The organism is Nocardioides okcheonensis (genome assembly GCF_020991065.1).
GTDB lineage: Bacteria > Actinomycetota > Actinomycetes > Propionibacteriales > Nocardioidaceae > Nocardioides > Nocardioides okcheonensis.
Window position 1 is genome coordinate 3,084,326 of record NZ_CP087710.1, and the last position, 25,619, is coordinate 3,109,944.

Below are 25,619 nucleotides of genomic sequence, written 5' to 3' on the forward strand. Positions count from 1 at the left end.
GTGGGGACAGAGGTGCGCGCAGGGCCGTGCGGACCGGAACCGTTGTCGAGGGGGTCGACGATGCAGCTGCACGCAGTGGTGGCCGTGCCCGAGGAGGCGATCCGGGCGACCGTGCTCGACGCCGTCCCCGCCCTGATCGCGGCGACCGCGCCGCCCGAGCCCGAGCCGGAGCGCGGCCTGCTGGCCCGGTGGCGTCGCCGCCCGGCCGAGCCGCTCGCGCCGGTCGTGTCGTTCGCCCCCGCGGCCCCGGAGTCGGTGTTCGTCAAGATCGCCAAGTTCGGCAACGTGACCGCCGACGTCGCGGGTGACCTGGCCGCCGAGCTCGAGGAGGCGGCCGGGGCCTGGCACGCCCCCGTGCTGCGCGTCACCAAGGTCGTCGTGGCGGAGTCGGCGCCGTACACCGTGACGGCCGAGCTCGAGGGCGACGTCGACGCGCTGCGCGAGATCTACCGCAACGTCCTCGAGGTCGCCGCGCTGCACCGCTTCTACCTCGACCGCCGCAACTTCCGCCCCGAGATCGTCCTGGGCCGGCTCGAGGCGCCGGACGGCGCAGCCGTGCCCGAGGCGGTCGCGGGCCTGGAGCTCGACCGGAGCGGACCGTGGTGGTCGGCGGACCACCTGAGCCTGCTGCGCGCCTCCTTCTCCGGCGGCGCCGGCTTCGCCGACTACGCGCGGATCTCGCTCGACGACGACGCGGGCGGGGCGGAGATCTACCGGCTGGCATGACCTCGCCGACGGCTTCCTTCACTAAAATGAAGAAATCGTTGACATAGTGAAGGACGGCCGACCATGCTGTGGTCCACACCACAGCAGACGGAGGTCACATGAGCAGGGACAGCTCGAAGAACGGCACCAACGCTCTTCCGGTGGAGTCCATGCTCTCTGACTTCGGTGCCCGTCTCCGCACGCTCCGCAAGGAGCGCCAGCTCTCCACCGAGCGGCTGGCGGAGGCGGCGGGGGTGAGCGTCGGCTTGATCAGCCAGATCGAGCGCGGGCGCGGCAACCCCTCCTTCGCGACCCTGGCCCAGCTCGCGCACGGCCTGCAGCTCCCCGTCGGACAGCTGCTCGAGCCCAGCGAGACCCAGAAGGTCGTGGTCCGCAAGGACGAGCGGCGGCGACTGGACAACCACGGTGTTGTCAGCGGCGACGGCGAGAGGATCGAGCTGCTGACCCCCGACCTCAACGGCGCGCTCGAGGCCAACTGGGTGGTGACCCCACCCGGCTACGACACCAGCGCCACCCCCTACCGCCACAACGGCGAGGAGTTCGGGATCGTGCTGTCCGGGACGAAGGACGTCTTCCTCGACGGAGTCCGTCACCGGCTCGAGGCGGGCGACTCGATCCGCTACGCCTCGACGATCCCGCACTGGTACGCCAACCCCTCGGACACCGAGGAGTGCACGGCGGTCTGGGTGAGCACCCCGCCCACCTGGTAGCCCTGCGACCCCTCCGGTCGCCCCACCTCCCTCCCCTCACAGCCGTCCGGCGTCGTCGACGCCTCGGTCGATGCTGCCTGCCCGCAGCTCGGCACGGACCGAACCGGAGCCCGCCATGACCACGACCCAACGACCCACGACCCCCGACCCCGTGACGCCCGACCCCGCGACCCGCGCCCACGACGACCACGTGACCCGCCGGGCGATGCTCGGCCTCGGCCTCGGCAACACCCTCGAGTGGTACGACTGGATGATCTTCGGCCTGCTGGCCGCGATCATCGGTCCGCAGTTCTTCGCCTCCCAAGACCCGGTGAGCGCCACCCTCGACGCGCTCGCGGTGTTCGCCGTCGGCTTCGTGGTGCGCCCCCTCGGCGGCGTGCTGCTCGGCCACGTCGCCGACCGCGTCGGCCGCCGCCGCGTGATGCTGCTGTCGGTGAGCCTGATGGCGGTCACCACGCTGGTGATCGGCCTGCTGCCCACCTACGACACGATCGGCGTCTGGGCCGGCATCGTGCTGCTCGCCTGCCGCGTCCTCCAGGGCCTCTCGACCGGCATCGAGGCGCCGCTCTCCATCGCGTACGCCGTCGAGCTCAACCCGGCCGGCCGCGAGGGCCGGGCCGCGGGCTACATGTCCTTCTTCGTCAACCTCGGCATCCTCCTCGCCTCGCTCGCCAGCTTCCTCACCAGCTGGCTGGTCGGCGGCGATGCGATGGCCGAGTGGGGCTGGCGGGTGCCGATCCTCCTCGGCTCGGCGATGAGCTTCTTCGTGCTCTACCTGCGCCGCTCGCTGCCCGAGACCCTCTCCGAGGAGGAGAAGGCCGACCAGCCCACCGGCACCTGGGCCGGGCTGCGCACCCACTGGCTGGGCCTGCTGGCGATCGTCTTCGTCGTCGGTGCGACCCAGGCGTTCAACTACGCGTGGAACGTCGGGCTGCCGAGCCTGGCCCGCGGCAGCTTCGGCGAGGACCCGACCACGGTGTTCGCGATGACCACGGGGCTCGGCGTGATCCTGCTCCTCGGCTCGCTCGTCACCGGGGCCGTCGCCGACCGGGCGAGGCTCTCGCGCACCTTCCTCGTGACCCGCCTCGCCTCGGTGCCCGCCGTGTTCCTCATGCTGCTCTACGCCGGCCCCGGGATGGGCACCTTCGCCGCCGTCCTGTTCGTCGGCGGGATCGTCCTGGTGGCCAACATGACCCTCTACAACGTGGTCGCCACCTCGCTGATGCCGAAGTACTGCCGGGCCACCGGCACCGGCCTCGGCTACGGCGTCGCCGTCGCCCTCTTCGGCGGCACCGCCTCCTACCTGCTGGTGTGGCTGCAGACCCGCGACCTGCTCTGGGTCTTCCCGGTCTACTGCGCGGCCCTGTCCGTCATCAGCGTCGTCCTGTACCTCGTCGCCCGCCGCCACAGCGGCATCTTCGCCGGAGAGTGAGAACCCACGTGAACACCCAGAAGCTCAGTATCAACAGCGACCAGCTCGACGCACCGGTGGTCCGCCGCACGGGCGTGCTGGTGGTCGGCGGCGGCCCCGCCGGCGTAAGCGCCGCGGTCGCGGCGGCCCGCAGCGGCGTGGACGTGACGCTCGTCGAGCGCTACTCCGCGCTCGGCGGCCTCGCCTCCGGCGGGATGGTCCTCGTCCTCGACGACATGGTCAACGGCAACGAGATCACCGTGACCGGCATCGTGGACGAGTACGTCGAGCGGATGGCGCGCAAGAAGCTCGCCGTCTACCCGCCGGTCGAGGAGCGCCGCACGTCGCAGGAGCTGTGGAACAAGTGGGGGCGCTGGGGCACCTTCAACTTCCACTCCCACAGCAACCCCAAGCCGATCTGCTACGCCGTCGCGTTCGACCCGGACGCCTGGAAGGCGACCTCGATCGACCTGGTCCGCGAGGCCGGCGTGCACCTGCGGATGCACAGCTGGTTCTCCCGCCCGATCGTCGACGACGGCGTCGTCAAGGGCGTGGTCGTCGAGACCAAGGCCGGCCCCCAGGCGATCCTGGCCGACGTCGTGATCGACACGACCGGAGACATCGACGTGGCGTCGCGCGCCGGTGCGGCCCACGCCCACGACGCGTACCTCGTCACCCTCGTGTTCCGCCTCGGCGGCGTCGACACCGACGCGGCCGAGCGGTTCGAGCAGGAGAACCCCCGCGAGGCCCGCGCGATCAACCGCCGGATCAAGCGGCTGCTCGGCGGTGCCTGGGAGCTGTGGTGGCTCAAGACGCCGATCCCGGGCGTCGTGTGGTGCAACACCCCCCACATGACCGGCTTCGACGGCGCGGACCCCGAGTCGCTCACCAACGCCGAGTTCGCCGCCCGCGACCGCATCGAGGCCGCCCTCGACGCGATCCGCGCCGACCTCCCCGGCTTCCAGGACGCCTACGTCCTCGACGTGGCGCAGCAGATGGGCGTGCGCCAGACTCGACTGCTGCAGGGGGAGTACGTCGTCACGAAGGAGGACGTCGTGAACCGCCGGCACTTCGCCGACAGCGTGGCCCGTGGCCGCGACTACTACACGCCCTACCGCGCCCTGCTCCCGCGCGAGGTCGACCAGCTCCTGGTCGCCGGACGGCACTACTCCGCGACGCCCGAGGCCCAGCGGATGTCGCGCGAGATCCCGCCGTGCATGGCCCAGGGCCAGGCGACCGGCATCGCCGCCGCGCTGGCGGTCCAGAAGGACCTGCTGGTGCGCGAGGTCCCGGTCGACGAGATCCAGATGCGGATGCGCGACCAGGGCGCCGACCCCGGCGACCGGCCGTCCGCCAACGCCGGCACCGACACCGGCACCGACACCCCGCTCGAGGAGGCCCACTGATGAGCACCGAAGCCCCGCAGGCAGCACTGGACGGCGTCGTCGTCCTCGACTTCACCCAGGTCTACATGGGACCGAGCGCCACGCAGATGCTCGCCGACCACGGCGCCGAGGTGGTGAAGGTCGAGCGCCCGGTCCACGGGGACCTGAGCCGCAACTCGCTGCCCGACCCGGCCGGGCAGGACAACCCGATCTTCATCTCGATCAACCGCAACAAGCGCAGCGTCACCATCGACACCCGCACCGAGGCCGGCCGCGCGGTCGTCCTCGACCTCGTCCGGCGCTCCGACGTCGTGGTGAGCAACTTCCGCTCCGGCGTGATGGAGCGGATGGGCTTCGGCTACGAGGCGCTCAAGGAGGTCAACCCGCGCATCATCTGGGCCTCCGGGACCGGCTTCGGCGACAGCGGCCCGTACGCCCACAAGGGCGGGCAGGACGTGATCGCGCAGGCGTACTCCGGCGTGATGTGGCGTCGCTCCGACGAGAGCGTGCCGCTGTCGGTCTACCCGACGACGCTCGCCGACTACACGACCGGCATGCACCTGTGCCAGGGCATCCTGCTGGCGCTCATCGCCCGTGACCGCACCGGCGAGGGCCAGAAGGTCCAGGTCAACATGTACGACTCGATGCTGCACATGCAGATGCAGGAGGCGGCCACCCAGCTCAACCGCGGCCACGAGGTCAACTGGGCGGCGATGCCCCTGTCGGGGGTCTTCCCGACGACCGACGGCGCGGTGTGCATGGTGGGTGCCTTCAAGGAGAACCCGCTGCGCGACATCTCCAAGGCGCTCGAGCTCGACGAGGACCTCTCCACCCGTCCGGGGTGGGACACCCTCGAGGGCCAGTTCGAGCACAAGCCCGAGCTGCAGGCGCTGTTCCGCGCGCGGTTCGCGACGCAGCCGACCGCCCACTGGGTCGAGCGGCTGGAGGAGCAGGACATCCTCTGCGCGCCGGTCCGCTCGCTCGCCGAGGCGCTGGCCGACGAGCAGACGGCCGTCAACCAGATGATCACCGAGATGGAGCACCCCCACACCGGCACGGTGCGGGTGCTCAACAGCCCCCTGCGGCTGTCGGCCACGCCGAGCTCGACGCGGCGCCCGGCGCCGATGCTGGGCGAGCACAACGCCGAGGTGCTGCGCGAGCTCGGCCACGACGAGGACGCGGTCGCCGCCGCCGTCCGGGACGGGGTGATCCGGTGAGCGCCGCGCAGGTCGACGAGGTCCGCTTCGAGCTGAAGGGTCACGTCGCCTGGGTGACGTTCGACCGCCAGCACGTCCTCAACGCGCTCGACGCCGCCAGCGTCCGGCGGTGCAACGAGATCTGGGACGAGGTCGAGCGCGACCCCGGCATCCACGCCGTCGTGGTGACCGGTGCCGGCGACCGGGCGTTCTGCACCGGGGCCGACATGTCGAGCGCCGGCGTCGGCAAGACCGGCGTGGACTACTGGGCCGACCTCGACCCCAACGGGTTCGCCGGGCTGAGCCTGCGCCGCACCCTCGACGTCCCGGTCATCGCCCGCGTCAACGGCTACGCCCTCGGTGGCGGCATGGAGGTCGTCCTCGGCGCCGACCTGGTGGTCGCCGCCGAGCACGCCAGCTTCGGGCTCACCGAGCCCCGGGTCGGCCGGATGCCGCTGGACGGCGGCATGGTGCGCCTGGCCCGTCGCATCCCCTACACGCAGGCCGCGTCGCTGCTGCTCACCGGGCGCAGGGCCCCGGCCGCCGAGCTCGCGGCGATGGGCCTGGTCAACGAGGTGGTGCCGGCCGAGGAGCTCGACGCCGCCGTCGACCGGTGGCTCGAGCAGGTCCTCGCCTGCGCCCCGACCTCGCTGCGCGCGATCAAGCAGGTGCTCAACCGCACCGAGCACCTGAGCGACCACGAGGCCCACGCCGCGCGCCTGCCCGCGCTCGTCGAGGCCCTGGTCAGCCCCAACGCCGACGAGGGGGTCGCTGCATTCCAGCAGAAGCGGCGCCCGGTCTGGAGCGACCGGTGAACCCGCACATGCGCCCCGGCGTGTGGGGCGTGCTCGCCACCCCGTTCATTGGGTCGACCCACGACGTCGACGACAACGGCCTGGCCCAGCTGGTCGAGCACGCGGACGCCGCCGGCGTCACCGGGCTGACCGTGCTCGGCGTCTTCGGGGAGGCGGCGCGGCTCTCCTGGGCCGAGCGCCGCCAGGTCCTCGAGACAGTCCTCGACACCACCGAGCTGCCGCTCGTCGTCGGGTGCACCAGCCTGGCGACCGCGCCCGTGGTCGACGAGGCCGCGATGGCCGTCGAGCTCGTCGGCGACCGGCTCGCCGGCGTGATGGTGCAGGCCAACAGCGCCGACCGGGCCGTCCTCGACACCCACCTGCGCGCCGTCCACGAGGCGACCGGCGCCGACGTGGTGGTCCAGGACTACCCGGTCGTCAGCGGCGTCGCCGTGTCCGCCGCCGTGCTCGGCGACGTGGTCTCCGCGTCGCCGCACGTCACGGCGGTCAAGGCCGAGTCCCCGCCGACCCCGGTCGCCGTCGCCGAGCTGACCGCACGCTGCGACGTGCCGGTCTTCGGCGGCCTCGGCGGCATCAACCTGCTCGACGAGCTCGCCGTCGGTGCCGCCGGTGCGATGACCGGCTTCTCCTTCCCCGAGGCGCTCGTGGCGTGCGTACGCGCCTGGGACCCCGCGGAGCCGGAGCAGGCGCGGGCCGAGCTGCTCGACCACCTGCCGCTGATCACCTTCGAGCAGCAGGCCGGCATCGCCCTCGCGATCCGCAAGGAGTGCCTGCGCCGCCGCGGCCTGATCGCCGAGTCGGCCGTCCGGCCGCCGGCGCGGTCGCTGCCGGCGTCGCTGGCGCCCGTGCTGGCCGCCCACCTCGAGCGGCTGGGGGTGCGCTGATGGACCTCGGCATCCAGGGCCGCACCGCGCTGGTGCTGGCTGCGACCGGAGGGCTCGGCGAGGCCGTCGCCCGGGCCCTGGCCGACGAGGGCGCCCACGTCGTCGTGGCGGGGCGCGACGCGGAGAAGGCCGAGAAGGTCGCCGCCGACCTCCCCTCGGCCCGCGCGCTCGCCGTCGACCTCACCGCGCCCGGCGCGGCCGCCCGGTTGCTCGACGGCGCCCGGGAGGCCTTCGGCGACCCCGACATCGTCGTCCTCAACGGCCCCGGTCCACACCCGGGGGCGGCGGCCGACATGGACGCCGCTGCCGCCACCGCCGCGACCGACCTGCTGCTCGCGACCCACGTCGACCTGGTGCACCGCGCGCTCGGCCCGATGCGCCGCCGCGGCTGGGGCCGCGTCCTCGCGGTGGGCTCCAGCGGGGTCGAGGCCCCGCTGCCGATGCTGGCGGCCTCCAACGTCGGCCGCGCGGCGCTCGCGGCGTACCTCAAGACGCTCGCCGCCGAGGTCGCCGTCGACGGGATCACCGTCAACATGCTGCTGCCCGGCCGGATCGCCACCGACCGCGTGGCCGCGCTCGACGCCGCCGCAGCGGAGCGGCAGGGCAACGACGTCGCCCTGGTCCGTGCGGCCTCCGAGGCACGGATCCCGACAGGCCGCTACGGCGCCCCCGAGGAGTTCGGCGCGGCTGCGGCGTTCCTGTGCAGCGCGCGTGCGTCCTACCTGACCGGCGGCCTGGTCCGCTGCGACGGCGGGCTGCTCGCCAACCTCTGACCCCCGACCACCCCTCTCCGAGGAGACCTCCATGACCCACGCCCTGAACCTGATCGCCGGGAGCTGGACCGGCGACCCCGTGGCCGAGCGCCGCAACCCCGCCGCCCCGACCGAGGTGGTCGCGGTCGCGCCGCGGTCCACCGCCGCCGACGTGTCCGACGCGGTCGCCGCCGCCGTCGAGGCCCAGCGCGGGTGGGCGGCCCTGACCCCCGTCGCCCGCGGCACCGTGCTGCTCGACGCCGCCGACCTGCTGCGCCAGCGGCACGCCGGCATCGCCGAGGACCTGGTCCGCGAGGAGGGCAAGACCCGCGCCGAGGCGATGGGCGAGGTGCGGCGGGCGATCGACGTGCTGCGCTTCTTCGGTGCCGGCGGCTGGCGCGCGAGCGGTGAGGTGCTGCCGAGCGTCGTCCCGGACACCACGGTGTGGACGCGCGCCGAGCCGCTCGGCGTGGTCGGGCTGATCACCCCGTGGAACTTCCCGATCGCGATCCCGGCGTGGAAGGCCGCGCCCGCACTGGTCTCCGGCAACGCCGTGGTCCTCAAGCCGGCCGAGCTCACCCCGCTCTCGGTCAACCACCTCGCCACCGCGCTGCTCGACGCGGGCCTGCCGCCCGGCGTGCTCAACGTCGTCCACGGCACCGGCGCCGAGGCCGGCGACGCGCTGGTGCGCCACGCGGACGTCGCCGCGGTGTCGTTCACCGGGTCCACCGGCGTGGGCCGGTCGATCCGCCGCCTGCTCGACGACCGCGGCGCGCGCGCCCAGCTGGAGATGGGCGGCAAGAACGCCTACCTCGTGCTCGACGACGCCGACACCGAGGCCGCCGCCGCGACCATCGCCGCGGGTGCGTTCGGGCTCACCGGGCAGGCCTGCACCGCGACCTCCCGGGTCTACGTCACCCCGCAGGCGCGCGACCAGCTGGTCAAAGCGCTGCGCGAGCGGGCCGCCGCGGTCGTGCCCGGCGACGGTCTCGACCCCGCCACCACGATGGGGCCGGTCGTCTCGACCGAGCAGCTGGCCAAGGACGTCGAGGCCGTGCACGGTGCTGCGGCCGCCGGCTACGACCTCGGCGGCGAACCGCGCGAGGCGCAGGGGCAGCTGCTCCACCCGGTGGTCGCGAGCGGTGTGGCTCACGACAGCCGCCTCGCCCGCGAGGAGGTCTTCGGTCCGGTCGTCGCCGTCATCGACGTCGCCGACCTCGACGAGGGCGTGGCGCGGGTCAACGACAGCGCGTACGGCCTCACCGCCGGCGTCTGCACCCGCGACCTCGCGGCCGCCCACGACTTCGCCGCCCGCGCGCGGGTCGGCGTGGTGAAGGTCAACCGTCCCACCACCGGCCTCGACCTCAACGTGCCGTTCGGCGGCGTCGGCGACTCCTCCAGCAACACCTTCCGGGAGCAGGGCGCGCGCGCCGTCGACTTCTACACCTGGTCCAAGAGCGTCTACGTCGGGCACGACCGCTGACGACCCGTACGGACCGGTTCGGGCGCGGAAGTGTCGCTTCTGGGCCCGGTGCCCTAGGCTGGTGGTGTTGAAGGGACGACCCACGGTCGTCCTGGCCGCGCACCTGGTGCGGCTCGTATCTCATGCTCCTGGTCTTCGGTTCGCTGGACATCAGCTCAGTCGGATGTCTTCAGCGCCCGGTCGGGCACGTCGTCCGCCGGTTTCGAACAAGGGAAATGATCATGGCTCAGGGCACCGTCAAGTGGTTCAACGCTGACAAGGGCTTCGGCTTCATCGCGCAGGACGGTGGCGGCGAGGACGTGTTCGTCCACTTCTCCGCCATCCAGTCCAACGGCTACAAGTCGCTCGACGAGAACCAGAAGGTCGAGTTCGACATCACCGCCGGCCCCAAGGGCCCGCAGGCCGAGAACGTCCGCGTCGCCTGACGCACGCACCACCGAGGAGCCCCGACCGCCACGCGGTCGGGGCTCCTCGCCGTTCCGGGGCCGATAACCGGTGGCCGCGGGACGGACGACCCGCCTACGGTGCCGGGATGGTTGCCCGGGTGCCCGTCCTCGTCGTCCGGTGCAGCGACCCCGAGCGGGTCGCGCGCTTCTGGAGCGACCTGCTCGGCCCTGACCTGGACCGGGCGCCGGTCGGGCTGCGGTTCGAGGCGACCGCCGAGCCGCGCCGCGGGCTCAACCCGTTCCACCTCCACCTGACCAGCAACGACCGGACGCAGGCGGAGACGGTGGAGCGGGCGCTCGCCCTCGGCGCGACCCGCCTCGACGTCGGCCAGCTGCCCGAGGAGCCGCACGTCGTGCTCGCCGACCCGGGCGGCGACGAGTTCTGCGTGATCCCCGAGGGCAACAGCTGGCTCGCCGGCACCGGCTTCCTCGGCGAGCTGGCCGCGGACGGCACCCGCGACCTCGGCGTCTTCTGGAGCCGCGTGCTGGAGTGGCCGCTGGTGCACGACGAGGACGGCGAGACCGCGATCTCGCCGCCGTCCGGCGGGTTCAAGATCGCCTGGGGCGGGGAGCCGCTCAACCCCAAGCACCACCCCGACCGGATGCTCCTCGCCCTCGAGGTCGGCGACGTCGACGCCGAGGTGGACCGGCTGGTCGCGCTCGGCGCCCGGGTGGTCGCCCGCACCGACGGCGACGTCGAGCTCGCCGACCCGGACGGCAACGAGGTGCGGGTCCGAGCAGCGTAGGCAGCTCGCCGGCTCCCACCTTGGGCTGAGCGTGGACCGCTGACGTCAGAGCGCCAACTGCCTACTGTCGTCCGCTGACGCGAGCACCATGAAGGCAGTTCGCCGGCGTCGGCCACGAGCTGAGCGTGGAAGTCCGGCGACGACGCGCGAACTGCCTGCATGGTGCCACTTCGGACCGAGGTCTACTTGACGGCCACGAACGTGTCGTCGCTCAGCATCGAGGGCGAGATGGCGAGCACCCCGTCCTGCCAGCTGTCGGCGGGCACCTCGAGCAGCTGGTCACCCTTGACCGACGCGCCTTCATAGACGGTCTGCAGCGAGTCGAACTCGTTGTCGGCGATGAACATCGAGGAGCCGCCCGTGGAGTCGATGGTCGTGCCGTCCGGAGAGACGAACTTGACCGTCGCCCATGCGGTCTCTCCCTGTGCGTCCTTGCCCTCGTAGGTCGCGGTCAGGTTGATCGAGATCAGGGTCATCCCTGCAGCAGGGCTCTGGCCCATGGAGTCCTGGCCCACCTGCTTGACGGAGTTGATCCTCACGCTCCAGTTGTCGCCCTTGATCGACGAGCCGAGCGGTGCCGGGTTGTCCCGAGACGTACCGATCTCGGTGTCCGCGGAGCTGCCGGAGGCCTTGCTGCCCTTGCCGGAGCTGGAGGTGTCGACACTGGTCTTGGTGGACTCCTTCACGGCCTCGTCCACCGCACTGACGAACACCGCATTGACGAGAACGGCGAAGACGACGGCAAGGACGCCCAGAATGATGCCGGCGATGGCGAGCCCCTTGCCAGCGTTGGCCTTCTTGCTCTTCGCCAGGCCCACTGCGGCGAGGATCACGCCGATGACCCCGAGGAGGATGCCGAGGATGTTCAGGACCGGGATCCACGATCCGAGGAGGCCGAGGAGGCCGAGGACGAACCCGGCGGTCGCGAGCCCGTTGCTCCCCTTGGGCTGTTGTACTGGCGGCATCTGGTTCGGGTAGGGCGCGTAGCTGGGCTGATCGGTGTGGGTCATCTGTTCCCCCGGGCGTGGTCATCGTCTGGATGTCCCGATCCGAGTGGGGCAGGACTGCTGAAGGTTAAGAGCCATCACGGGGCCACGTTCAGAGAACGTGTAAAGACATGCCTGACGTTGGGTAGACGTACATCACACCCTCACCGCTGGAGGTCGACGGCCTCGGGCGTGTGCAGCCGCACCATGAACCGCCCGGCGTGGGCGGGGACGGAGGACCGGGTGAGGCGGGAGACCGCCACCATCGCCAGGACGGAGGCGGGGACCGACCAGGCGGCGGGCTGGCCGAGCAGGGCGGCGGTCCAGCCGGAGGCCGACGACGTCGACAGCGTCCAGGCCACCGCGGTGCCGGACCCGAGCCCGCCGACCAGGAGCCCCGCGACCGCGCCGGCCGGGGTCAGGCCGCGCCACCAGATGCCGAGCATCAGCAGCGGGGCGAAGGTCGAGGCGGTCACCGCGAACGCGAGCCCGACGGTCCGCGCGACCGCGACGTCCTGGGCCGGCACCGACATCGCCAGCGGCACGACGACGGCCAGCGCAGCGGCCACGCGGAAGGCGGCGACCCCGCCCAGCCGGAACGAGCCCCACCGCCGGCCGGTCACGTCCTGCGACAGCACGCCGGCGACCGCGATGGTGAGCCCGGAGCTGGTCGAGAGGAAGGCGGCGAACGCGCCCGCGGTCAGCAGGCCGGTGAGCACCGCGGCCACCGGCCCGTCGAGCATCAGGCCCGGGAGCTCCAGCACCAGCACGTCGGAGCGCCCGGCCACCAGGTCGGGCGCGTAGATCCGGCCGAGGGCGGCGTAGACCGGCGGGAGGACGTAGAAGATGCCGAGCAGGCCGAGCACCGCGAGGGTGGTCCGCCGGGCGGCGCGCCCGTCGGGGTTGGTGTAGAAGCGCACCACCACGTGCGGCAGGCCCATGGTGCCGAGGAAGGTCGCCACGATGAGCGAGTACGTCGTGTAGAGCCCGATGCCGTCGCCGGGCGCCGCCAGCGGGACCGACCACGACGTCGGCGCGGAGGTCGTCGGGTCGGCCGCGCCGTCGGCGGCCCAGACCGCGAGCAGCACGCACGCCGGCACCAGCAGGGCGGTGAGCTTGAGCCAGAACTGGAACGCCTGGACGAAGGTGATCGAGCGCATCCCGCCGGGGCTGACCGACGCCAGCACGACCAGCGCCACCACCAGCGACCCGACCCACGGCGGCGCCCCGATGGTGGCGCGCAGCGTCACGCCCGCGCCCTGGAACTGGGGCAGCAGGTAGAGCCAGCCGATGCCGACGACCAGCACCGAGCACAGCTTGCGGACCCCGCGCGAGCCCAGCCGCGCCTCGGCGAAGTCGGGCAGCGTGTACGCCCCGGAGCGGCGCAGCGGCGCGGCGACCAGGACCAGCAGGACGAGGTAGCCCGCGGTCCAGCCGACCGGGTACCAGAGCATCTCGGCGCCGAAGGTGAGCAGCAGCCCGGCGACGCCGAGGAAGGAGGCCGCGGAGAGGTACTCCCCGCCGATCGCGCTCGCGTTCAGCCGCGGACGCACGGTCCGCGAGGCGACGAAGAAGTCGCTGGTGGTGCGTGAGATCCGCAGTCCCCACGTGCCGATCACGAGGGTAGCGAGGGACACCAGCACGACGGCGACCACGCCCGGCACGACGTCGGTGCTCACCGCTCAGTCCTCGTCCGGGAGCACGGTGCCGACGAGGTCGGCGAAGTCGCGCTCGTTGGACTCCGAGCGCCGGACGTACCACCAGCCGAGGACGACCAGCCACGGGTAGGTCAGCACCCCCAGCAGCGCCCACGCGAGCGGCATCTGCCCGATCCGGGCGTCGTCGAGGCCGGGGAACAGGTGGAACACCAGGGGCAGCACCCCGACGGTGAGCCCGAGCGCCAGCAGCACCCGCAGGGCCAGCAGGAGCTGCTCGCGCAGCAGCGAGCGCATGAAGACCTCGCCGAGCTCGGTCTCCGCGTCGATCTCCGACGCCCGCCCGGTGCGTACGACGTGGGCGCGGCGCCGCGGCGGGCCGGTGACCCGCACGCGGGGCGGGGGCGGCTGGCTCACGTGCCCTTCTTCGTCAGCACCGAGCGCAGGTCGCGGGTGTGGCGCCGGCTCACCAGCAGCTCGACGCCGCCGACGACGACGCTGACCCGGCCGGCCTCGCTGCGCACCTCCTCGACGTGGGGGAGCGCGACGAGCACCGAGCGGTGGATCCGCACGAAGCCGGCGTCGGCCCACTGCTCGGCGAGCGACGTCAGCGGGGTGCGGACGAGGTGGGAGCCCTCGGCGGTGTGCAGCCGGGCGTAGTCGCCCTGGGCCTCGACGTGGGTGATGTCGGAGCGGTTGACGAAGCGGGTGACGCCGGCGCGCTCGACGGGGATCTGCACGTCGCCCGACGGCGCCGGGCCGCCGGCCTCGACGACACGGCGTACGGCCTCGGCCAGCCGCTCCTCACGCACCGGCTTGAGGACGTAGTCGACGGCGCGCAGCTCGAACGCGGCGACGGCGTGCTCCTCGTGGGCGGTGACGAAGACGATCGGCGGCGGGGTGCGGAAGCGGGAGAGCACCTGCGCGAGGTCGAGGCCGGTCAGGCCGGGCATCTGGATGTCGAGGAAGACCGCGTCGACCTCCTCGGCCTGCAGGACGCGCAGCGCCTCGGTCGCGGAGTCGGTGCCGCGCACCTCGCCGATGCGGGGGTCGCGGCCGAGCAGGTAGGTCAGCTCGTCGAGCGCGGGACGCTCGTCGTCGATGACCAGGACACGCAACGTCGTCATACCTGGACCCCCGGGGCGAACTTCGGCACCCGCACGACGACCTTGGTGCCGGCGCCGGGTGCGGTCTCGACGACCAGACCGTAGTCGTCGCCGTAGGCGTTGCGCAGCCTCGCGTCGACGTTGCCGAGGCCGACCGAGTCCATCGACGCGTCGCCGGCGAGCGCGCGACGCACCCGCTCGGGGTCCTCGCCGGTCCCGTCGTCCTCGACCTCGATGACGCACTCCTGGTCGAGGTCGCGGGCAGTGATCGAGAGCCGCCCGATGCCGTCCTCCTTGTCGGCGCTGGCCTCGAGGCCGTGGCGCACGGCGTTCTCGACCAGCGGCTGGATGCAGAGGAACGGCACCGCGACCGGCAGCACCTCGGGCGCGACCTGGAGGGTCACCTGGAGCCGGTCGCCGAAGCGCGCCTGCTCGAGCAGGAGGTAGCGCTCGACCGAGCGGAGCTCCTCGGCGAGCGTCGTGTACTCGCCGTGGCGGCGGAAGGAGTAGCGGGTGAAGTCGGCGAACTCCAGCAGCAGCTCGCGGGCCCGGTCGGGGTCGGTGCGCACGAAGCTGGCGATCGCGCCGAGCGAGTTGTAGATGAAGTGCGGGCTGATCTGGGCCCGCAGCGCGCGCACCTCGGCCTCCATCAGCCGGGTGCGCGAGGCGTCGAGCTCGGCGAGCTCGAGCTGGCCGCTGACCCACGACGCGACCTCGTCCGCGGCGCGCACGAGGCCGCCCGTCGTGTGCGGGGCGGCCACCACGAGGGCGCCGACGAGGGTGTCCTCGACGACCAGCGGGCTCACGACCGCCTGCCTGACCTGGCAGCCGCCGTCGTCGCAGCGCAGCGTGCGCTCGTCGACGATCATCGTGCGCCCGGTCTCGGCGACCTGCGCGATCGTCGGCGGCAGCTGGCTGCGGTGGTGGGTGCCGAGGCCGTCCCACGCCAGCAGCCCGCTGGTGTCGCCGAGCCCGGCGGCCGGGGTGTCGAGCAGGGCCCGCAGGTGCCGGACGCTGCGCTCGGCGCTGGCGACGGTCAGCCCCTCGCGCAGCGCCGGGCTGGCGAGCGAGGCGTGGTGGAGCGTGCGGAACGCTGCCCGGTCGGCCTCGCCGCCCAGCGACGTACGCCGCCACCTCCACGCCATGGCGCGAGGGTAGCCCCGCTCAGCGCTCGCAGGACCGCGCGCGCTCGGCGCGGCACGTGTCGCGGCCCGGCCCGCCGGAGACGAGGTCCGTGCCGCCGTCCCCCCACACCCGGTCACGCCCGGACTGACCGAGCATGAAGTCGGACCCTGCGCCGCCGCTGAGCCGGTCGTCCCCGCCGCCCCCGCGCAGCTCGTCGCCACCCGGTCCGCCGGACATCCGGTCGGGTCCGCCGGTGCCGAAGATCGCGTCGCCGCCCGGGCCACCGACCAGCCGCGCGGACCGACGGCAGTCGACGCCTGCGTCGAAGGTGCTGGAGTAGCGGGTGTCGATCCGGTCGCCGCTGCCGTGCCCGCGCACGACGGCGGAGCAGGCGGTCACCGCGAGGTCGTTGGGTCCGCGGTCGCCGTCGACGACGGCGCGGCGCGCGGTGAGCGCGACGTCCTCGAAGTCCGGCACCGCCACCTCGTGGGTCGCGCGCCGGCCCACCTCGAGGACGCCGCTCTGGAGGTCGAGGTCGAGGTCCGTCCCGGCCGCAGCGATCTCCAGGCGGTCGTCGCCGCCGCCGGCGGCGATGCGGCTGCCGACCGCCGGCGGGGCGCTCGTGGCGAACGAGTCGCGTCCGCCGCCGAGGTCGACGTCGAGCACGCCGGAGCCGGTCCCACCGTCGACGACCGTCTCGGAGACCCAGGAGCCGACGAAGGTCAGGGTCCGGGCGCCGGTCCGGGTCAGCCGGAACTGCTCGATCCCGGTCCACGTGGCGACGACCCGCCCGCCGACGCGGGCGGTGCCGGCGACGTTGTCGACCACGAGGTCGGCGGCGCCGGAGTCGAGGACCAGGCCGTCGGTGCCGCCTCCTGCCTGGAGGACGTCCGGCGCGGAGGAGTCCGGCGCCACGGTGACCAGGTCGTCCGTGCCTGACCCGAGGTCGCTGCCGATGAAGGTGTCCGCGCCCGTGCCCAGGTCGGCTGCGACCGCGTCGGTCGAGGAGGTGCCGTCCACGACGTCGTCGCCCGCGCCCGCGTCCACGGCCACGGGAGTGGCGGGGAAACCGGTCTCGAAGGAGACGCACACCAGGTCGTCGCCGCCCAGCGCGTCCACCGACATGGCGCCGTCGGTGACGATCACGTCTGGGCCCTCGGTGCCGGTGACCCGCCCGCCCGGCTCACCGGTGATCGTGACCGGCGCGCCCTGGCAGGTCCCGGCAGCCGCGGCCGCGTGGGAGGTGGGGGTGAGCAGGGCGAGGCCGAGCAGGGTGGCCCCGGCCAGGGCGGTGGTCGTCGTACTCGTCACCGCTCGCACCCGGTCCGGCGCTCCGCGTCACACCGGTCGCGGCCCGGGCCGCCGTCGGCGGTGTCGGTCCCGGCGTAGCCGCGCAGGTCGTCCTTGCCGGCCCCTCCGCGCAGCACGTCGTCCTGCTTGGTCCCCTGGATCGTGTCGTTGCCGGGGCCGCCGTCGCCGACCATCCGGCGGTCGCGGCACTCCCGCCTCGGCGTCGCCTTGTCGCCCAGGGCGACGAGCTCGTCGTTGCCGCCGAGGCCCTTCAGCACGGCGGTCCCGCAGGCGGCCGAGCCGAGCCGGTCGAAGCCCGGGGTGCCGGACAGCGCCACCCGCTGGGCGACGCCGAACAGCATGCGGGGCGACACCTCGAAGGTGGTGACCACCCGTCCGTCGATCCGGACCGTGCCGGCTCGGCCGTCGATGGCCAGCTTCCGCCCGGGCGCGATGACCTTGATCCAGCCCTCACGCCGCGACATCGTCGCGGTCCCGACCACCGACGGCAGGCGCTCGCCGCGGGCGATCGAGTAGTCCACGAAGTCGTCCCCGGCGTCGGCGACCACCGTGTCGTCGAAGCTGGCGTCGACCCGGTCCTCACCGCCGCCGCCGACGAAGGAGTCGCGTCCGGGGCCGAGGTCGGTGAAGGAGTTGTTGAGCTCGCCCTCCGACACCACCGAGTCGTCGCCCGGCCCGGCATCGACCTCGACCACGAGTCCGCCCACGATGGGGCGCAGGCAGATCAGGTCGTCGCCGTCGCCGGCGTCGACGGTGTAGTCGCCGTACGACACGATCACGTCGTCACCCGGCGTGCCGACCAGCCGCCCGTCGGGCGTGCCGACGATGGTTGCGACCTGGCCCTGGCACATCTCGTCGGCGGCGCTCGCCCCCGTGGTCGGGACCAGCAGCCCCAGGCCCAGGAGGGCGGTTGCCCCCAGCATCGTCGTACGCCTCATCGCTCGCACCGTGCCTTGCGCTCGGCGACGCAGCGGTCACGGCCACGGCTGCCGTCGACCCGGTCGCGACCGGGCCCGCCGATCAGGACGTCGTCGGCCGCGCGGCCGTTGAGCACGTCGTTGCCGGAGCCACCGCTGACCCGGTCGCGGCCCTCGCCGCCGTCGACCCGGTCGTTGCCCCGGCTGCCGCGGATCCGGTCGTCGCCGTTGCGCCCCTCGACGGTGTCGTGGCCGCGCCCGCCGATCAGCAGGTCGTCACTGCCCGAGCCGCGCAGGGTGTCGCGCCCGTCGCCGCCGTTCATCGACACGTCACCGTCGCAGCGGAACTCGTAGGCCTCGAAGACGTAGTCGTACTGCCACCGCAGCGAGTCGTCGCCCAGGCCGCCCCGGAGCGTGGCGGAGCAGCCGGTCCACATGAGCTCGTTGTCACCGTCGTCGCCGTCCATGACCACCTCGGGGGCCATCAGGAAGGCGTCCTCGAGCCCGACGGCCACCGCGTCGACCCCGCCGACGCCGAACCGCTGGGTCGCCAGGTCGAGCGACAGCCGGCCGGCGTCCGTGGCGGCGACCAGCTCGTCCTCGCCGGTGCCCGCATCGATCCGGCTGCCCGGTGCGATCGCCGTGGCCGGCTCGACGGTGAGGACGTCGTCGCCGTCGCCGGTCGCGACGTCGAGCGTCGGCGCCCCGCCGGTCGGCCGCACGGTCACCCGGTCGGGTCCGTCGGTGCCACGGACGGAGACGTTGCCCGTCCCGACCTCGAGCGACGCGCTCTCGTAGCCGCTGAAGCGGGCCGTGCCGAGCGAGGTGGTGAGCGTGCCGGCCGCCAGGTCGACGCCGAGGTCGCCGGTCCCTCCGAGCAGGTTGAGGCCGTCGTAGCCGGTCCCGCCGTCGAGGACGGCGTCGGGAGCGACGGCGGACCCGGCGAGGATGAGGTCGTCCTCCCCGGTGCCGAGGGTGACGGCATCGCTGTTGGGCACGCCGGCGGCGCCGGTCCAGACGGTGTCGCGGGCGTCGCCCGTGTCGATGGTGTCCTTCTCCGCGTCGGCTCCCGGGGCGCTGCCGCCTCCGGGGAGGGCCACCTGCTCGCCTGCGAACACCACGTCGTAGGCACGGCCGCCGACGAAGGTGTCGGACCCGGCCCCGAGCACCGTGGTCGCGTAGTAGCCCGGCGCCAGGGCTGTCGAGTCCACGGTGTCGGCCCCCGCGCCGGCGTCCACGTTGATGAAGTCGGTCCCGGTGGACGGCGTGCCGCTGAGGCAGATCAGGTCGTCGCCGCCCAGCGCGACGACGGTGCGGGCCGCTGCGGTGACGATCACGTCGCGGCCCTCGGTGCCGGTGAGGGTGGGCCCTGTGCCCACGATCGTCGCGGCCTCGCCGCGGCAGGTCTCGCCGGCCGCGGTGGCGCCGGTGGCGGGGACGGCGGCGAGGGCCAGGCCGAGCAGGCCGGCGGCGGTCAGGGACGTCGTACGACGCATGGTCTCTCCCGAGCTAGGTGGGTGCGTGTGATGGTGGGACGCACGCCGGCCCGATCTGGTTGTGACGGGAGGCCAGGGCTCAGCGGAAGTCGATCAGCAGCATGTCGGTGTCGGTGCCGTCGCTCACGACAGGGCCCTCGGGCTCGGGGTCGTCGCCGGCGTGGCCGGGGCCGTCGCGGTCGATCACCACCGCGCGGTAGCAGCGGGTCCGGTAGGGGACGCGCATGCCGTCCATGCCGCGGCCGTAGTCGTCGTAGAAGGCCAGCACCTCGACGAGGTGGTCCTCGCGGGCCTGCTCGTCCATCACCGCGAAGCTCGACCGGGAGCGTGCCATGTCGAGGATCGACTCGCGGTCGATCTCCTGCCAGTGCTTGAACGACTGCTCCTCCACGAAGCCGAACAGGTCGCTGTGCACGAGGTGCTCGGAGGAGGAGGTGTCGAGGTCCTGTCGGCCGAGGATGTCGCCCATCCGGCGCACCCACGGGATCCGCTCGTCGCGGCTGTTCCAGACCAGGGCGACATGGCCCCCGGGCTTGAGGACCCGAGCGATCTCCGGCAGGGCACGCTCGGGGTCGAACCAGTGGAAGGCCTGCGCGACCACGACGACGTCGACGGACCGGTCGTTGGCCGGGATCTCCTCGGCGGTCGCGGGCTTGGCGCTGACCTCCGGCACCCGCTCGCGCAGGACGGCCAGCATCTCCTCGTCGGGCTCGGTGGCGAAGACCGCGTGCCCCTGGTCGACCAGCTCGCGCGTGAGCTTGCCGGTGCCGGCGGCCAGCTCGAGGACGACCTTCGCCTCGCCGCCGACCAGCCAGGCGGCCGCCTCGGCGGGGTACGTCGGCCGGCCCCGGTCGTACGCCTCGGCGACGGGGCCGAAGGACCGGGCGTGGTCGACGGTGGCGGGGCTCTCGGGCTGCTGGTCGCTCATCGTGCTCACCGTATCCCGCGCCCCCGCGGACCTCCCGGCACCGCCCGAGCGGTCAGCGGCGCACCTCGCAGCGGCGCATCTTCTCCGCGCTGCAGGTGTCGCGGCCCGAGCGACCGTTGGCCACGTCACGTCCGGGACCGCCGATCAGCACGTCCCTGCCGGCGTCGCCGGACAGCCGGTCGTCGCCCGGGCCACCCTCGAAGCGGGTCCGCACGGAGCGGCACTCGAAGTACGCGTCCGAGACGAGGGTCAGCGGCGAGACGACGTCGTCGCCGGCGAGCGCCCGGACGGTGGCGCTGCACCCCCACGCCCGGATGTCGTTGTCGCCCCGGGTGCCCCGGACGTCGATGCGTCCCGCGACGACCTCGGCGTCCTCGAAGCCGGAGGCGCGGACCGGCACCCGCTGGCCCGGCTTCCCCGCCACCAGGCGCCCGCGTCCGAGGTCGAGGTCGACGTCGCGGTGCACCATGACGACGCCGATGCCGTCGCGACCCGCACCTCCGGCGAGGACGGTGCCGCGGCGCGCGAGCCGGTCGCCCCGGAGCACGACCCTGTCCTCGCCCCCGCCGAGGCGTACGTCGAGGCGCGGGTCGGAGCCGAGGTCCACGTCGAGCGACTCGTCGCGGCCGCTCCCGCGGAAGGTGAGGCGGCGCGGGCCCTCGCGGTCGACGACCGTGAAGTCGGCGAAGCCGCTGATCGACGTGGTGCCGGCCTCGGTGGCCCAGGTGCCGGCGACGGTGTCGACGGACGCCCTCCGCGCGCCCTCGGTCTCCAGCACCAGCTCGCTGCCGCCGCTCCCGTCGAAGGAGCCCCCGGCGTCGGGCAGGCCGTGCAGCTCGAGCGTGCTGGCGCTGCCGCCGCGCCCCGGCTCACCGCCGGGCACCCGCACCTGGTCCCCGTTGGGCTGGCCGGGCTGGCCGCTGACCACGTAGTCGCCGTACTCCGGGTTGGCCGGTCCGCTGTCGATGACGTCGCGGTCGAGGTCGTCGAGCACGCGGCTCACCTTGCCGCCGGCGTAGACGACGTCGGAGGACGCCGACCCGGTGAAGCGGTCGCTGCCCGGCCCGAGCTTGACGGTCGAGAAGGCGTCGGCGGCCAGCGTCGAGACGACCACGTCGTCGCCCGCCGCGGTGTCGACGTACGGGTTGCTGCTGCCGGTGACGCAGACGACGTCGTCGCCGCCGAGCGTCCGGGTCTGCGAGGCGCCGTTGGTCACGACGACGTCGGCGCCCTCGGTGCCGGTCAGCGGCTGGCCCTCCGTGCCCACGACGGTGGCGGGCAGGCCCTGGCAGGTCTCGCCCGCAGCCTGCGCGGAGGAGGGCGCCAGCAGCGCGAGCCCGAGCAGGGCGGCGACGGACAGGGTGGTGGTGCGGAGCATGGTTCCCCCGAGGGTCGACGGCGACGTACGTGGAGGGGACGCAGCGGACGACCGGGAAGTTGCCGCGACTACCGTCCTCCCCATGATCGACCCGCTCGCCTGGCTCACCGACCTCGAGGGAGTGCCGTCGGCCTACGCCGGCACCCGCGACGGGATCGACGTGATGCTGCGCGACCGCGGGCTGCGGCGCACCTCGCCCGAGATGACGGGCGAGTCGCTGCTGCGCGGCGCCCACGCGAGCGCCGTGCTGGAGGGATCGACCTCGTCGCTCGAGGAGGTGCGGGCCGGCACCGGCGACGCGATCGCCGCGGACGCGGTCCGGCTCTCGGCCTCGATGCTCGCGCTGGCGCCGCTGCTCAAGACCGCGCCGCTGCAGGCGATCGCCCGGCTGCACGCCGTCGCGGGGGGAGCCTCGCTCCCCCCGGACGAGCTCGGCCGTCCGCGTGACGCGGCGTCGGCCGACCGGCTCCGGGGCGTCGCGGAGCTGTTGCTGTCGGGGACGTCCGCGCCCGCGCTCCTCGTCGCCGCGGTCGCGCACGCCGACGTCGCGACCGCCGCGCCGTTCGCGTCCCACAACGGCATCGTGGCCCGCGCGCTGGAGCGGCTGGTGCTGGTGTCGCGCGGCGTCGACCCGAAGTCGCTGGTGGTGCCGGAGGCCGGGCACCTGGCGCACCGGGCGGCGTACGAGTCGAACCTGCGGGCCTACCGCGACGGCGGCCCGTCGGGCGTCCACGCCTGGGCCCTCTACGGAGCCGAGGCGTTCGCCGCGGGCGCCGAGGCCTCACCGCTGCGGACGGGCTGATCCGGGGTCCGGGCATGCGAGCGGCACCCGTTCACGTGGACCGGGTGCCGCCGCTGACACGTGACGCCGTGGCTACCAAGCGTGCTCTTCTCAATCGCTGCCTCGGGCAGTTCCCGAATGGCCAGCACCCCATCGGATGGGTGGATCGCCGCGTGGGTACCCGGTACACGTGCTGCTCTGTGGAGTTCGTGCTTCCTTTGTAGTCCGGCGCCCGGGCACCTTCAAGGGTTGACTTTGGCCGGCGCCGGTGGGTGCCGCTCAGGCGTCGTGCGACCGCTTGCGGCGGTTCGCCCAGGCCACGCCGCCGGCCGCGACGGCCCCGCCGACGGCGAGCGCGGCCAGCGTCGGGCGCGCCGGCGGCACCGGGATCCGGCGGCGCAGCGCGACCGGCCGGACGAAGCTCAGCACCGGCCAGCCCTTGGTGGCGGCCACCTTGCGCAGCTCCTTGTCGGGGTTGACCGCGAACGGGTGCCCGACGACCTCCAGCATGTGCACGTCGGTGATGGAGTCGCTGTAGGCGTAGCACGCGGAGAGGTCGTAGCCGACGCTCGCCGCGAGCTGCTCGATCGCCCGCGCCTTCTCCTCGGCGTAGGCGTAGTAGTCGATGTTGCCGGTGTAGCGGCCGTCGGCGATCTCCATCCGGGTCGCCACCACCCGGTCGGCGCCGAGCAGCTCGCCGATCGGCTCGACGACCTCGGACCCGCTCGCGGACACGATGACGATGTCGCGCCCGGCCGCGCGGTGCTCCTCGAAGAGGGTGACGGCCTCGTCGTAGACCAGCGGCTCGACGATCGTGCTCAGGGTCTCGTGCACGATGTCGCGGACGGTGGCGACGTCCCAGCCGGCGCACAGCTGCGACATGAACTCGCGCATCTTGTCCATCTGGTCGTGGTCGGCGCCGCCGGTGAAGAAGACGAGCTGGGCGTACGCCGAGCGCAGCATCGCGCGCCGTGAGATCAGCCCGCCCGCCTGGAACTCGCGGCTGAAGGCCAGCGTGCTCGACTTGGCGATGATCGTCTTGTCGAGGTCGAAGAAGGCCGCGGTGGGGCGGGTCATACGGCCATCGTAGGGGGCCTGCCGTGCGGGAATCCGGCCATCAGGCATCCACAGGTGCCGCCCCGGAGGCGTCGTCCACAGCCCGCGGGCCTGGCCGCTGCCGGCCGTCGGTGGACCGGTCGACCCTCGTCGTCATGTCCGTCCTCGTGATCACCTCCTCCACCGCCGTCCACGACACCGTCGTCCCGCTCTGCGCCGCCGCCGGCGTCGCCGCCCGGTCCTGCCACGACCCGGTGCTGGCCCTCACGTCCTGGTCGGACGCCGCGCTGGTGCTCGTCGGCGCCGACCTGGCCGGCGACCTGGCCGAGCTCGCGCCGGCGCGTCGCGAGGGGGTGCACGTCGTCGGCAGCCCGCCGGGCGACGCGGCCTTCCGCGCGGCCGTCCGGCTGGGCGCCGCGTCGGTGGTCGACCTCGAGCGCGAGCAGCACTGGCTCGCCGACCTGGTGGCCGACGTCGGCGAGCGTGCCTCGCCGGGCCGGGTCGTCGGGGTGGTCGGCGGCGTCGGCGGGTGCGGCAGCACCACCCTGGCCTGCGCGCTCGCCCAGTGGTGGGCCGACCGCGCGCCCACCCTGCTGGTCGACACGGACCCGCTCGGGCCGGGCCTCGACCGGCTGGTCGGCATCGAGGACGAGGCGGGCGTGCGCTGGGAGGGACTGGCCGAGACCTCGGGCCGGCTCGGGGCGCGCGAGCTGCGCGAGGGCGTGCCGCGACGACGCGGGCTCGGGGTGCTGACCTGGTCCGGCCTCCGGCGCCACCTCGACGTGCCCACCGTGCGACGGGTGCTGCCGTCGGCCACCCGCGGCCACGACCTCGTCGTGCTCGACCTGGCCCGGCAGTCGACGTCGCTGGGCGAGCTGGCGGACCGGTGCGACGAGCTCCTCGTCGTCACCCCGGCGACCGTGCCCGCGGTGGCGGCCACCGCACGCCTCGTCGCCGGCCTGGGTCGCGAGGGCAGGGCCGGGCTCGTCGTGCGCCCGGTGGGTTGTCCGACGCGGCCGCCGAGCGGGTCACCGGGCTGCCGGTCGTCGCCGCGCTCGCCGACCAGCGCGGCCTCGCCGAGGCGGTCGACCGGGGAGCGGGCCCGCTGGCCAGGCGGGGACCGCTCGCCCGCGCCGCCCGCGACCTGCTGGGGAGCGCCGCATGAGCGCGCAGGTGCCCGCCGCGGTCGTCGACGACGTACGCCGCCGGCTGGCCGGCGCCGCGGGCGAGCTGACCCCCCACCGGGTGGCGGAGGCGCTGCGTGCCGGCGGCTCACCCGTCGGCGACGCCACGGTGCTGGCGGTCCACGACCTGCTGCGGCGCGACGTGCTGGGTGCCGGTCCGCTCGAGGACCTGGTGCGCCTGCCCGGGGTCACCGACGTGCTCGTCAACGGGCCCGGCGAGGTCTGGATCGACCGGGGCCGTGGCCTGGAGCGCACCGCGGTGTCGTTCCCCGACGACGACGCGGTGCGGCGGCTGGCCCAGCGCCTCGCCGCGACCGCCGGCCGGCGGCTGGACGACGCGACCCCGCACGCCGACGTCAGGCTCGCCGACGGCACCCGCTTCCACGCCGTCCTGGCGCCGGTGGCGCGGTCCGGCACCGCCTTGTCGCTGCGGGTGCCCCGCGGCCGGGTCTGGACCCTGCCCGAGCTCGTCGCGGCCGGCGCGCTGCCCGACGACGGAGCGGTGCTGCTCGAGGAGGTGGTCGACGCCCGCTGCGCGTTCCTCGTCACCGGCGGCACCGGCTCCGGCAAGACCTCGGTGCTGTCAGCCCTGCTCTCGCTCGTCGACCACGGCGAGCGGATCGTCCTCGTCGAGGACGCCAGCGAGCTGCGACCCGACCACCCGCACGTGGTGGCGCTGGAGGGGCGGCCCGCCAACATCGAGGGAGCCGGCGCCGTGTCGCTGCAGACGCTGGTGCGCCAGGCGCTGCGGATGCGCCCGGACCGGCTGGTCGTCGGCGAGGTGCGCGGGGCCGAGGTCGTCGACCTGCTCGCCGCGCTCAACACCGGCCACGCGGGCGGGTGCGGCACGCTCCACGCCAACTCCGCCTCCGACGTGCCCGCCCGCGTCGAGGCGCTCGCGCTGGCGGCCGGGCTGCCGCGCGACGCCGCGCACAGCCAGCTCGCCGCGGCGCTCGACGTGGTCGTCCACCTCGGTCGCGGGCCCGACGGCCGGCGGCGGGTGCTCGAGCTCGCGGTGCCCGAGCGCTCGCCCGACGGCCTGGTCTCGCTGGTGCCGGCGGTCCGGTTCGACCCCGACCGCCTGGTCCGTGGCCCCGGTGCGGCGGTCCTCGCGGAACGGCTCGGCTCGTCGTGGTGACGGC

General features: G+C 74.0%; 25 protein-coding genes and 1 pseudogene. 15 read left to right on the forward strand and 11 right to left on the reverse strand.

What is annotated here, in order from left to right; translation table 11 throughout:
• Window positions 1–60 precede the first annotated feature (60 nt).
• The 11 genes from LN652_RS15040 to LN652_RS15090 all read left to right on the forward strand — a co-directional run bounded on the left by LN652_RS15040 (window position 61) and on the right by LN652_RS15090 (window position 10,554).
• On the forward strand, window positions 61–726 hold the full coding sequence (locus LN652_RS15040; protein WP_230441421.1) for a hypothetical protein: 666 nt from the start codon (window positions 61–63) through the stop codon (window positions 724–726).
• A 98-nt stretch (window positions 727–824) separates the two neighbouring features.
• Complete coding sequence (locus tag LN652_RS15045) at window positions 825–1,436, forward strand: helix-turn-helix domain-containing protein (protein ID WP_230441422.1); 612 nt, start codon at window positions 825–827, stop codon at window positions 1,434–1,436.
• Window positions 1,437–1,551: 115 nt separating this feature from the next.
• Window positions 1,552–2,868 carry an MFS transporter gene (locus tag LN652_RS15050; RefSeq protein WP_230441423.1) on the forward strand — a complete coding sequence of 439 codons (1,317 nt, stop codon included), beginning with the start codon at window positions 1,552–1,554 and terminating at the stop codon, window positions 2,866–2,868.
• An 8-nt stretch (window positions 2,869–2,876) separates the two neighbouring features.
• Window positions 2,877–4,253: an FAD-dependent oxidoreductase gene (locus LN652_RS15055; RefSeq protein WP_230441424.1), complete on the forward strand. Its 1,377-nt coding sequence runs from the start codon at window positions 2,877–2,879 to the stop codon at window positions 4,251–4,253.
• Window positions 4,253–5,449 (forward strand): CaiB/BaiF CoA transferase family protein, encoded by a 1,197-nt coding sequence (locus LN652_RS15060; protein WP_230441425.1) that lies wholly within the window; start codon window positions 4,253–4,255, stop codon window positions 5,447–5,449. The genes LN652_RS15055 and LN652_RS15060 overlap by 1 nt, the downstream gene beginning before the upstream one ends.
• On the forward strand, window positions 5,446–6,243 hold the full coding sequence (locus LN652_RS15065) for an enoyl-CoA hydratase-related protein (RefSeq protein WP_230441426.1): 798 nt from the start codon (window positions 5,446–5,448) through the stop codon (window positions 6,241–6,243). Before LN652_RS15060 ends, LN652_RS15065 begins: the two co-directional genes overlap by 4 nt.
• Window positions 6,240–7,127: a dihydrodipicolinate synthase family protein gene (locus LN652_RS15070; RefSeq protein WP_230441427.1), complete on the forward strand. Its 888-nt coding sequence runs from the start codon at window positions 6,240–6,242 to the stop codon at window positions 7,125–7,127. Before LN652_RS15065 ends, LN652_RS15070 begins: the two co-directional genes overlap by 4 nt.
• Window positions 7,127–7,900 (forward strand): SDR family oxidoreductase, encoded by a 774-nt coding sequence (locus LN652_RS15075; RefSeq protein ID WP_230441428.1) that lies wholly within the window; start codon window positions 7,127–7,129, stop codon window positions 7,898–7,900. The genes LN652_RS15070 and LN652_RS15075 overlap by 1 nt, the downstream gene beginning before the upstream one ends.
• A gap of 31 nt (window positions 7,901–7,931) precedes the next feature.
• Window positions 7,932–9,362, forward strand: a complete 1,431-nt coding sequence (locus LN652_RS15080; RefSeq protein ID WP_230441429.1) for an aldehyde dehydrogenase family protein — start codon at window positions 7,932–7,934, stop codon at window positions 9,360–9,362.
• Window positions 9,363–9,583: 221 nt separating this feature from the next.
• Window positions 9,584–9,787: a cold-shock protein gene (locus tag LN652_RS15085; protein WP_230441430.1), complete on the forward strand. Its 204-nt coding sequence runs from the start codon at window positions 9,584–9,586 to the stop codon at window positions 9,785–9,787.
• A gap of 107 nt (window positions 9,788–9,894) precedes the next feature.
• Complete coding sequence (locus LN652_RS15090; protein ID WP_230441431.1) at window positions 9,895–10,554, forward strand: VOC family protein; 660 nt, start codon at window positions 9,895–9,897, stop codon at window positions 10,552–10,554.
• Window positions 10,555–10,736: 182 nt separating this feature from the next.
• Here the strand turns inward: LN652_RS15090 and LN652_RS15095 are convergent, their stop codons facing one another.
• The 10 genes from LN652_RS15095 to LN652_RS15140 all read right to left on the reverse strand — a co-directional run bounded on the left by LN652_RS15095 (window position 10,737) and on the right by LN652_RS15140 (window position 21,456).
• Window positions 10,737–11,564: a DUF4190 domain-containing protein gene (locus tag LN652_RS15095; protein WP_230441432.1), complete on the reverse strand. Its 828-nt coding sequence runs from the start codon at window positions 11,562–11,564 to the stop codon at window positions 10,737–10,739.
• 140 nt (window positions 11,565–11,704) lie between these two features.
• A complete protein-coding gene (locus LN652_RS15100; protein WP_230441433.1) occupies window positions 11,705–13,219 on the reverse strand; it encodes a sodium/solute symporter in 1,515 nt (504 codons plus the stop codon).
• 3 nt (window positions 13,220–13,222) lie between these two features.
• Window positions 13,223–13,612, reverse strand: coding sequence for a hypothetical protein (locus LN652_RS15105; protein WP_230441434.1), 390 nt, complete (start codon window positions 13,610–13,612; stop codon window positions 13,223–13,225).
• The gene (locus LN652_RS15110; RefSeq protein WP_230441435.1) at window positions 13,609–14,322 is read right to left on the reverse strand and encodes a LytR/AlgR family response regulator transcription factor; all 714 of its coding nucleotides are present in this window, start codon (window positions 14,320–14,322) and stop codon (window positions 13,609–13,611) included. The genes LN652_RS15105 and LN652_RS15110 overlap by 4 nt, the downstream gene beginning before the upstream one ends.
• Window positions 14,319–15,446: a sensor histidine kinase gene (locus LN652_RS15115; RefSeq protein ID WP_230441436.1), complete on the reverse strand. Its 1,128-nt coding sequence runs from the start codon at window positions 15,444–15,446 to the stop codon at window positions 14,319–14,321. Before LN652_RS15115 ends, LN652_RS15110 begins: the two co-directional genes overlap by 4 nt.
• Window positions 15,447–15,465: 19 nt before the next feature.
• On the reverse strand, window positions 15,466–16,737 hold the full coding sequence (locus LN652_RS15120; RefSeq protein WP_230441437.1) for a hypothetical protein: 1,272 nt from the start codon (window positions 16,735–16,737) through the stop codon (window positions 15,466–15,468).
• Complete coding sequence (locus LN652_RS15125; protein WP_230441438.1) at window positions 16,734–17,675, reverse strand: calcium-binding protein; 942 nt, start codon at window positions 17,673–17,675, stop codon at window positions 16,734–16,736. Before LN652_RS15125 ends, LN652_RS15120 begins: the two co-directional genes overlap by 4 nt.
• A complete protein-coding gene (locus LN652_RS15130) occupies window positions 17,672–19,150 on the reverse strand; it encodes a calcium-binding protein (RefSeq protein ID WP_230441439.1) in 1,479 nt (492 codons plus the stop codon). Before LN652_RS15130 ends, LN652_RS15125 begins: the two co-directional genes overlap by 4 nt.
• Window positions 19,151–19,229: 79 nt before the next feature.
• Window positions 19,230–20,078, reverse strand: a complete 849-nt coding sequence (locus LN652_RS15135; RefSeq protein ID WP_230441440.1) for a class I SAM-dependent methyltransferase — start codon at window positions 20,076–20,078, stop codon at window positions 19,230–19,232.
• Between the two features lie 52 nt (window positions 20,079–20,130).
• Window positions 20,131–21,456, reverse strand: coding sequence for a hypothetical protein (locus LN652_RS15140; protein WP_230441441.1), 1,326 nt, complete (start codon window positions 21,454–21,456; stop codon window positions 20,131–20,133).
• Window positions 21,457–21,538: 82 nt separating this feature from the next.
• Between LN652_RS15140 and LN652_RS15145 the strand changes: the two genes are divergently transcribed.
• Window positions 21,539–22,258 carry a Fic family protein gene (locus tag LN652_RS15145; protein ID WP_230441442.1) on the forward strand — a complete coding sequence of 240 codons (720 nt, stop codon included), beginning with the start codon at window positions 21,539–21,541 and terminating at the stop codon, window positions 22,256–22,258.
• Window positions 22,259–22,516: 258 nt separating this feature from the next.
• On the opposite strand, the gene LN652_RS15150 is transcribed toward LN652_RS15145, so the two are convergent.
• Window positions 22,517–23,314 (reverse strand): HAD family hydrolase, encoded by a 798-nt coding sequence (locus LN652_RS15150; RefSeq protein WP_230441443.1) that lies wholly within the window; start codon window positions 23,312–23,314, stop codon window positions 22,517–22,519.
• A gap of 134 nt (window positions 23,315–23,448) precedes the next feature.
• Here LN652_RS15150 and ssd point away from each other — a divergent pair.
• The 3 genes and pseudogenes from ssd to LN652_RS15165 all read left to right on the forward strand — a co-directional run.
• Window positions 23,449–24,228 (forward strand): annotated as a pseudogene (gene ssd / locus LN652_RS22170) (septum site-determining protein Ssd); the annotation flags it as partial.
• Between the two features lie 68 nt (window positions 24,229–24,296).
• Complete coding sequence (locus LN652_RS15160) at window positions 24,297–24,458, forward strand: hypothetical protein (RefSeq protein WP_230441445.1); 162 nt, start codon at window positions 24,297–24,299, stop codon at window positions 24,456–24,458.
• Window positions 24,455–25,615 carry a TadA family conjugal transfer-associated ATPase gene (locus LN652_RS15165; protein ID WP_230441446.1) on the forward strand — a complete coding sequence of 387 codons (1,161 nt, stop codon included), beginning with the start codon at window positions 24,455–24,457 and terminating at the stop codon, window positions 25,613–25,615. Before LN652_RS15160 ends, LN652_RS15165 begins: the two co-directional genes overlap by 4 nt.
• Window positions 25,616–25,619 lie beyond the last annotated feature (4 nt).

Bases quoted from the DNA above. Each gene is read 5' to 3' on its own strand.
- LN652_RS15090 (WP_230441431.1), top strand. From the start codon at position 9,895: ATGGTTGCCCGGGTGCCCGTCCTCGTCGTCCGGTGCAGCGACCCCGAG.
- LN652_RS15165 (WP_230441446.1), top strand. From the start codon at position 24,455: ATGAGCGCGCAGGTGCCCGCCGCGGTCGTCGACGACGTACGCCGCCGG.
- LN652_RS15145 (WP_230441442.1), top strand. From the start codon at position 21,539: ATGATCGACCCGCTCGCCTGGCTCACCGACCTCGAGGGAGTGCCGTCG.
- LN652_RS15130 (WP_230441439.1), bottom strand. From the start codon at position 19,150: ATGCGTCGTACGACGTCCCTGACCGCCGCCGGCCTGCTCGGCCTGGCC.
- LN652_RS15135 (WP_230441440.1), bottom strand. From the start codon at position 20,078: ATGAGCGACCAGCAGCCCGAGAGCCCCGCCACCGTCGACCACGCCCGG.
- LN652_RS15040 (WP_230441421.1), top strand. From the start codon at position 61: ATGCAGCTGCACGCAGTGGTGGCCGTGCCCGAGGAGGCGATCCGGGCG.
- LN652_RS15110 (WP_230441435.1), bottom strand. From the start codon at position 14,322: ATGACGACGTTGCGTGTCCTGGTCATCGACGACGAGCGTCCCGCGCTC.
- LN652_RS15060 (WP_230441425.1), top strand. From the start codon at position 4,253: ATGAGCACCGAAGCCCCGCAGGCAGCACTGGACGGCGTCGTCGTCCTC.
- LN652_RS15125 (WP_230441438.1), bottom strand. From the start codon at position 17,675: ATGAGGCGTACGACGATGCTGGGGGCAACCGCCCTCCTGGGCCTGGGG.
- LN652_RS15045 (WP_230441422.1), top strand. From the start codon at position 825: ATGAGCAGGGACAGCTCGAAGAACGGCACCAACGCTCTTCCGGTGGAG.
- LN652_RS15085 (WP_230441430.1), top strand. From the start codon at position 9,584: ATGGCTCAGGGCACCGTCAAGTGGTTCAACGCTGACAAGGGCTTCGGC.
- LN652_RS15095 (WP_230441432.1), bottom strand. From the start codon at position 11,564: ATGACCCACACCGATCAGCCCAGCTACGCGCCCTACCCGAACCAGATG.
- LN652_RS15140 (WP_230441441.1), bottom strand. From the start codon at position 21,456: ATGCTCCGCACCACCACCCTGTCCGTCGCCGCCCTGCTCGGGCTCGCG.
- LN652_RS15075 (WP_230441428.1), top strand. From the start codon at position 7,127: ATGGACCTCGGCATCCAGGGCCGCACCGCGCTGGTGCTGGCTGCGACC.
- LN652_RS15115 (WP_230441436.1), bottom strand. From the start codon at position 15,446: ATGGCGTGGAGGTGGCGGCGTACGTCGCTGGGCGGCGAGGCCGACCGG.
- LN652_RS15080 (WP_230441429.1), top strand. From the start codon at position 7,932: ATGACCCACGCCCTGAACCTGATCGCCGGGAGCTGGACCGGCGACCCC.
- LN652_RS15050 (WP_230441423.1), top strand. From the start codon at position 1,552: ATGACCACGACCCAACGACCCACGACCCCCGACCCCGTGACGCCCGAC.
- LN652_RS15150 (WP_230441443.1), bottom strand. From the start codon at position 23,314: ATGACCCGCCCCACCGCGGCCTTCTTCGACCTCGACAAGACGATCATC.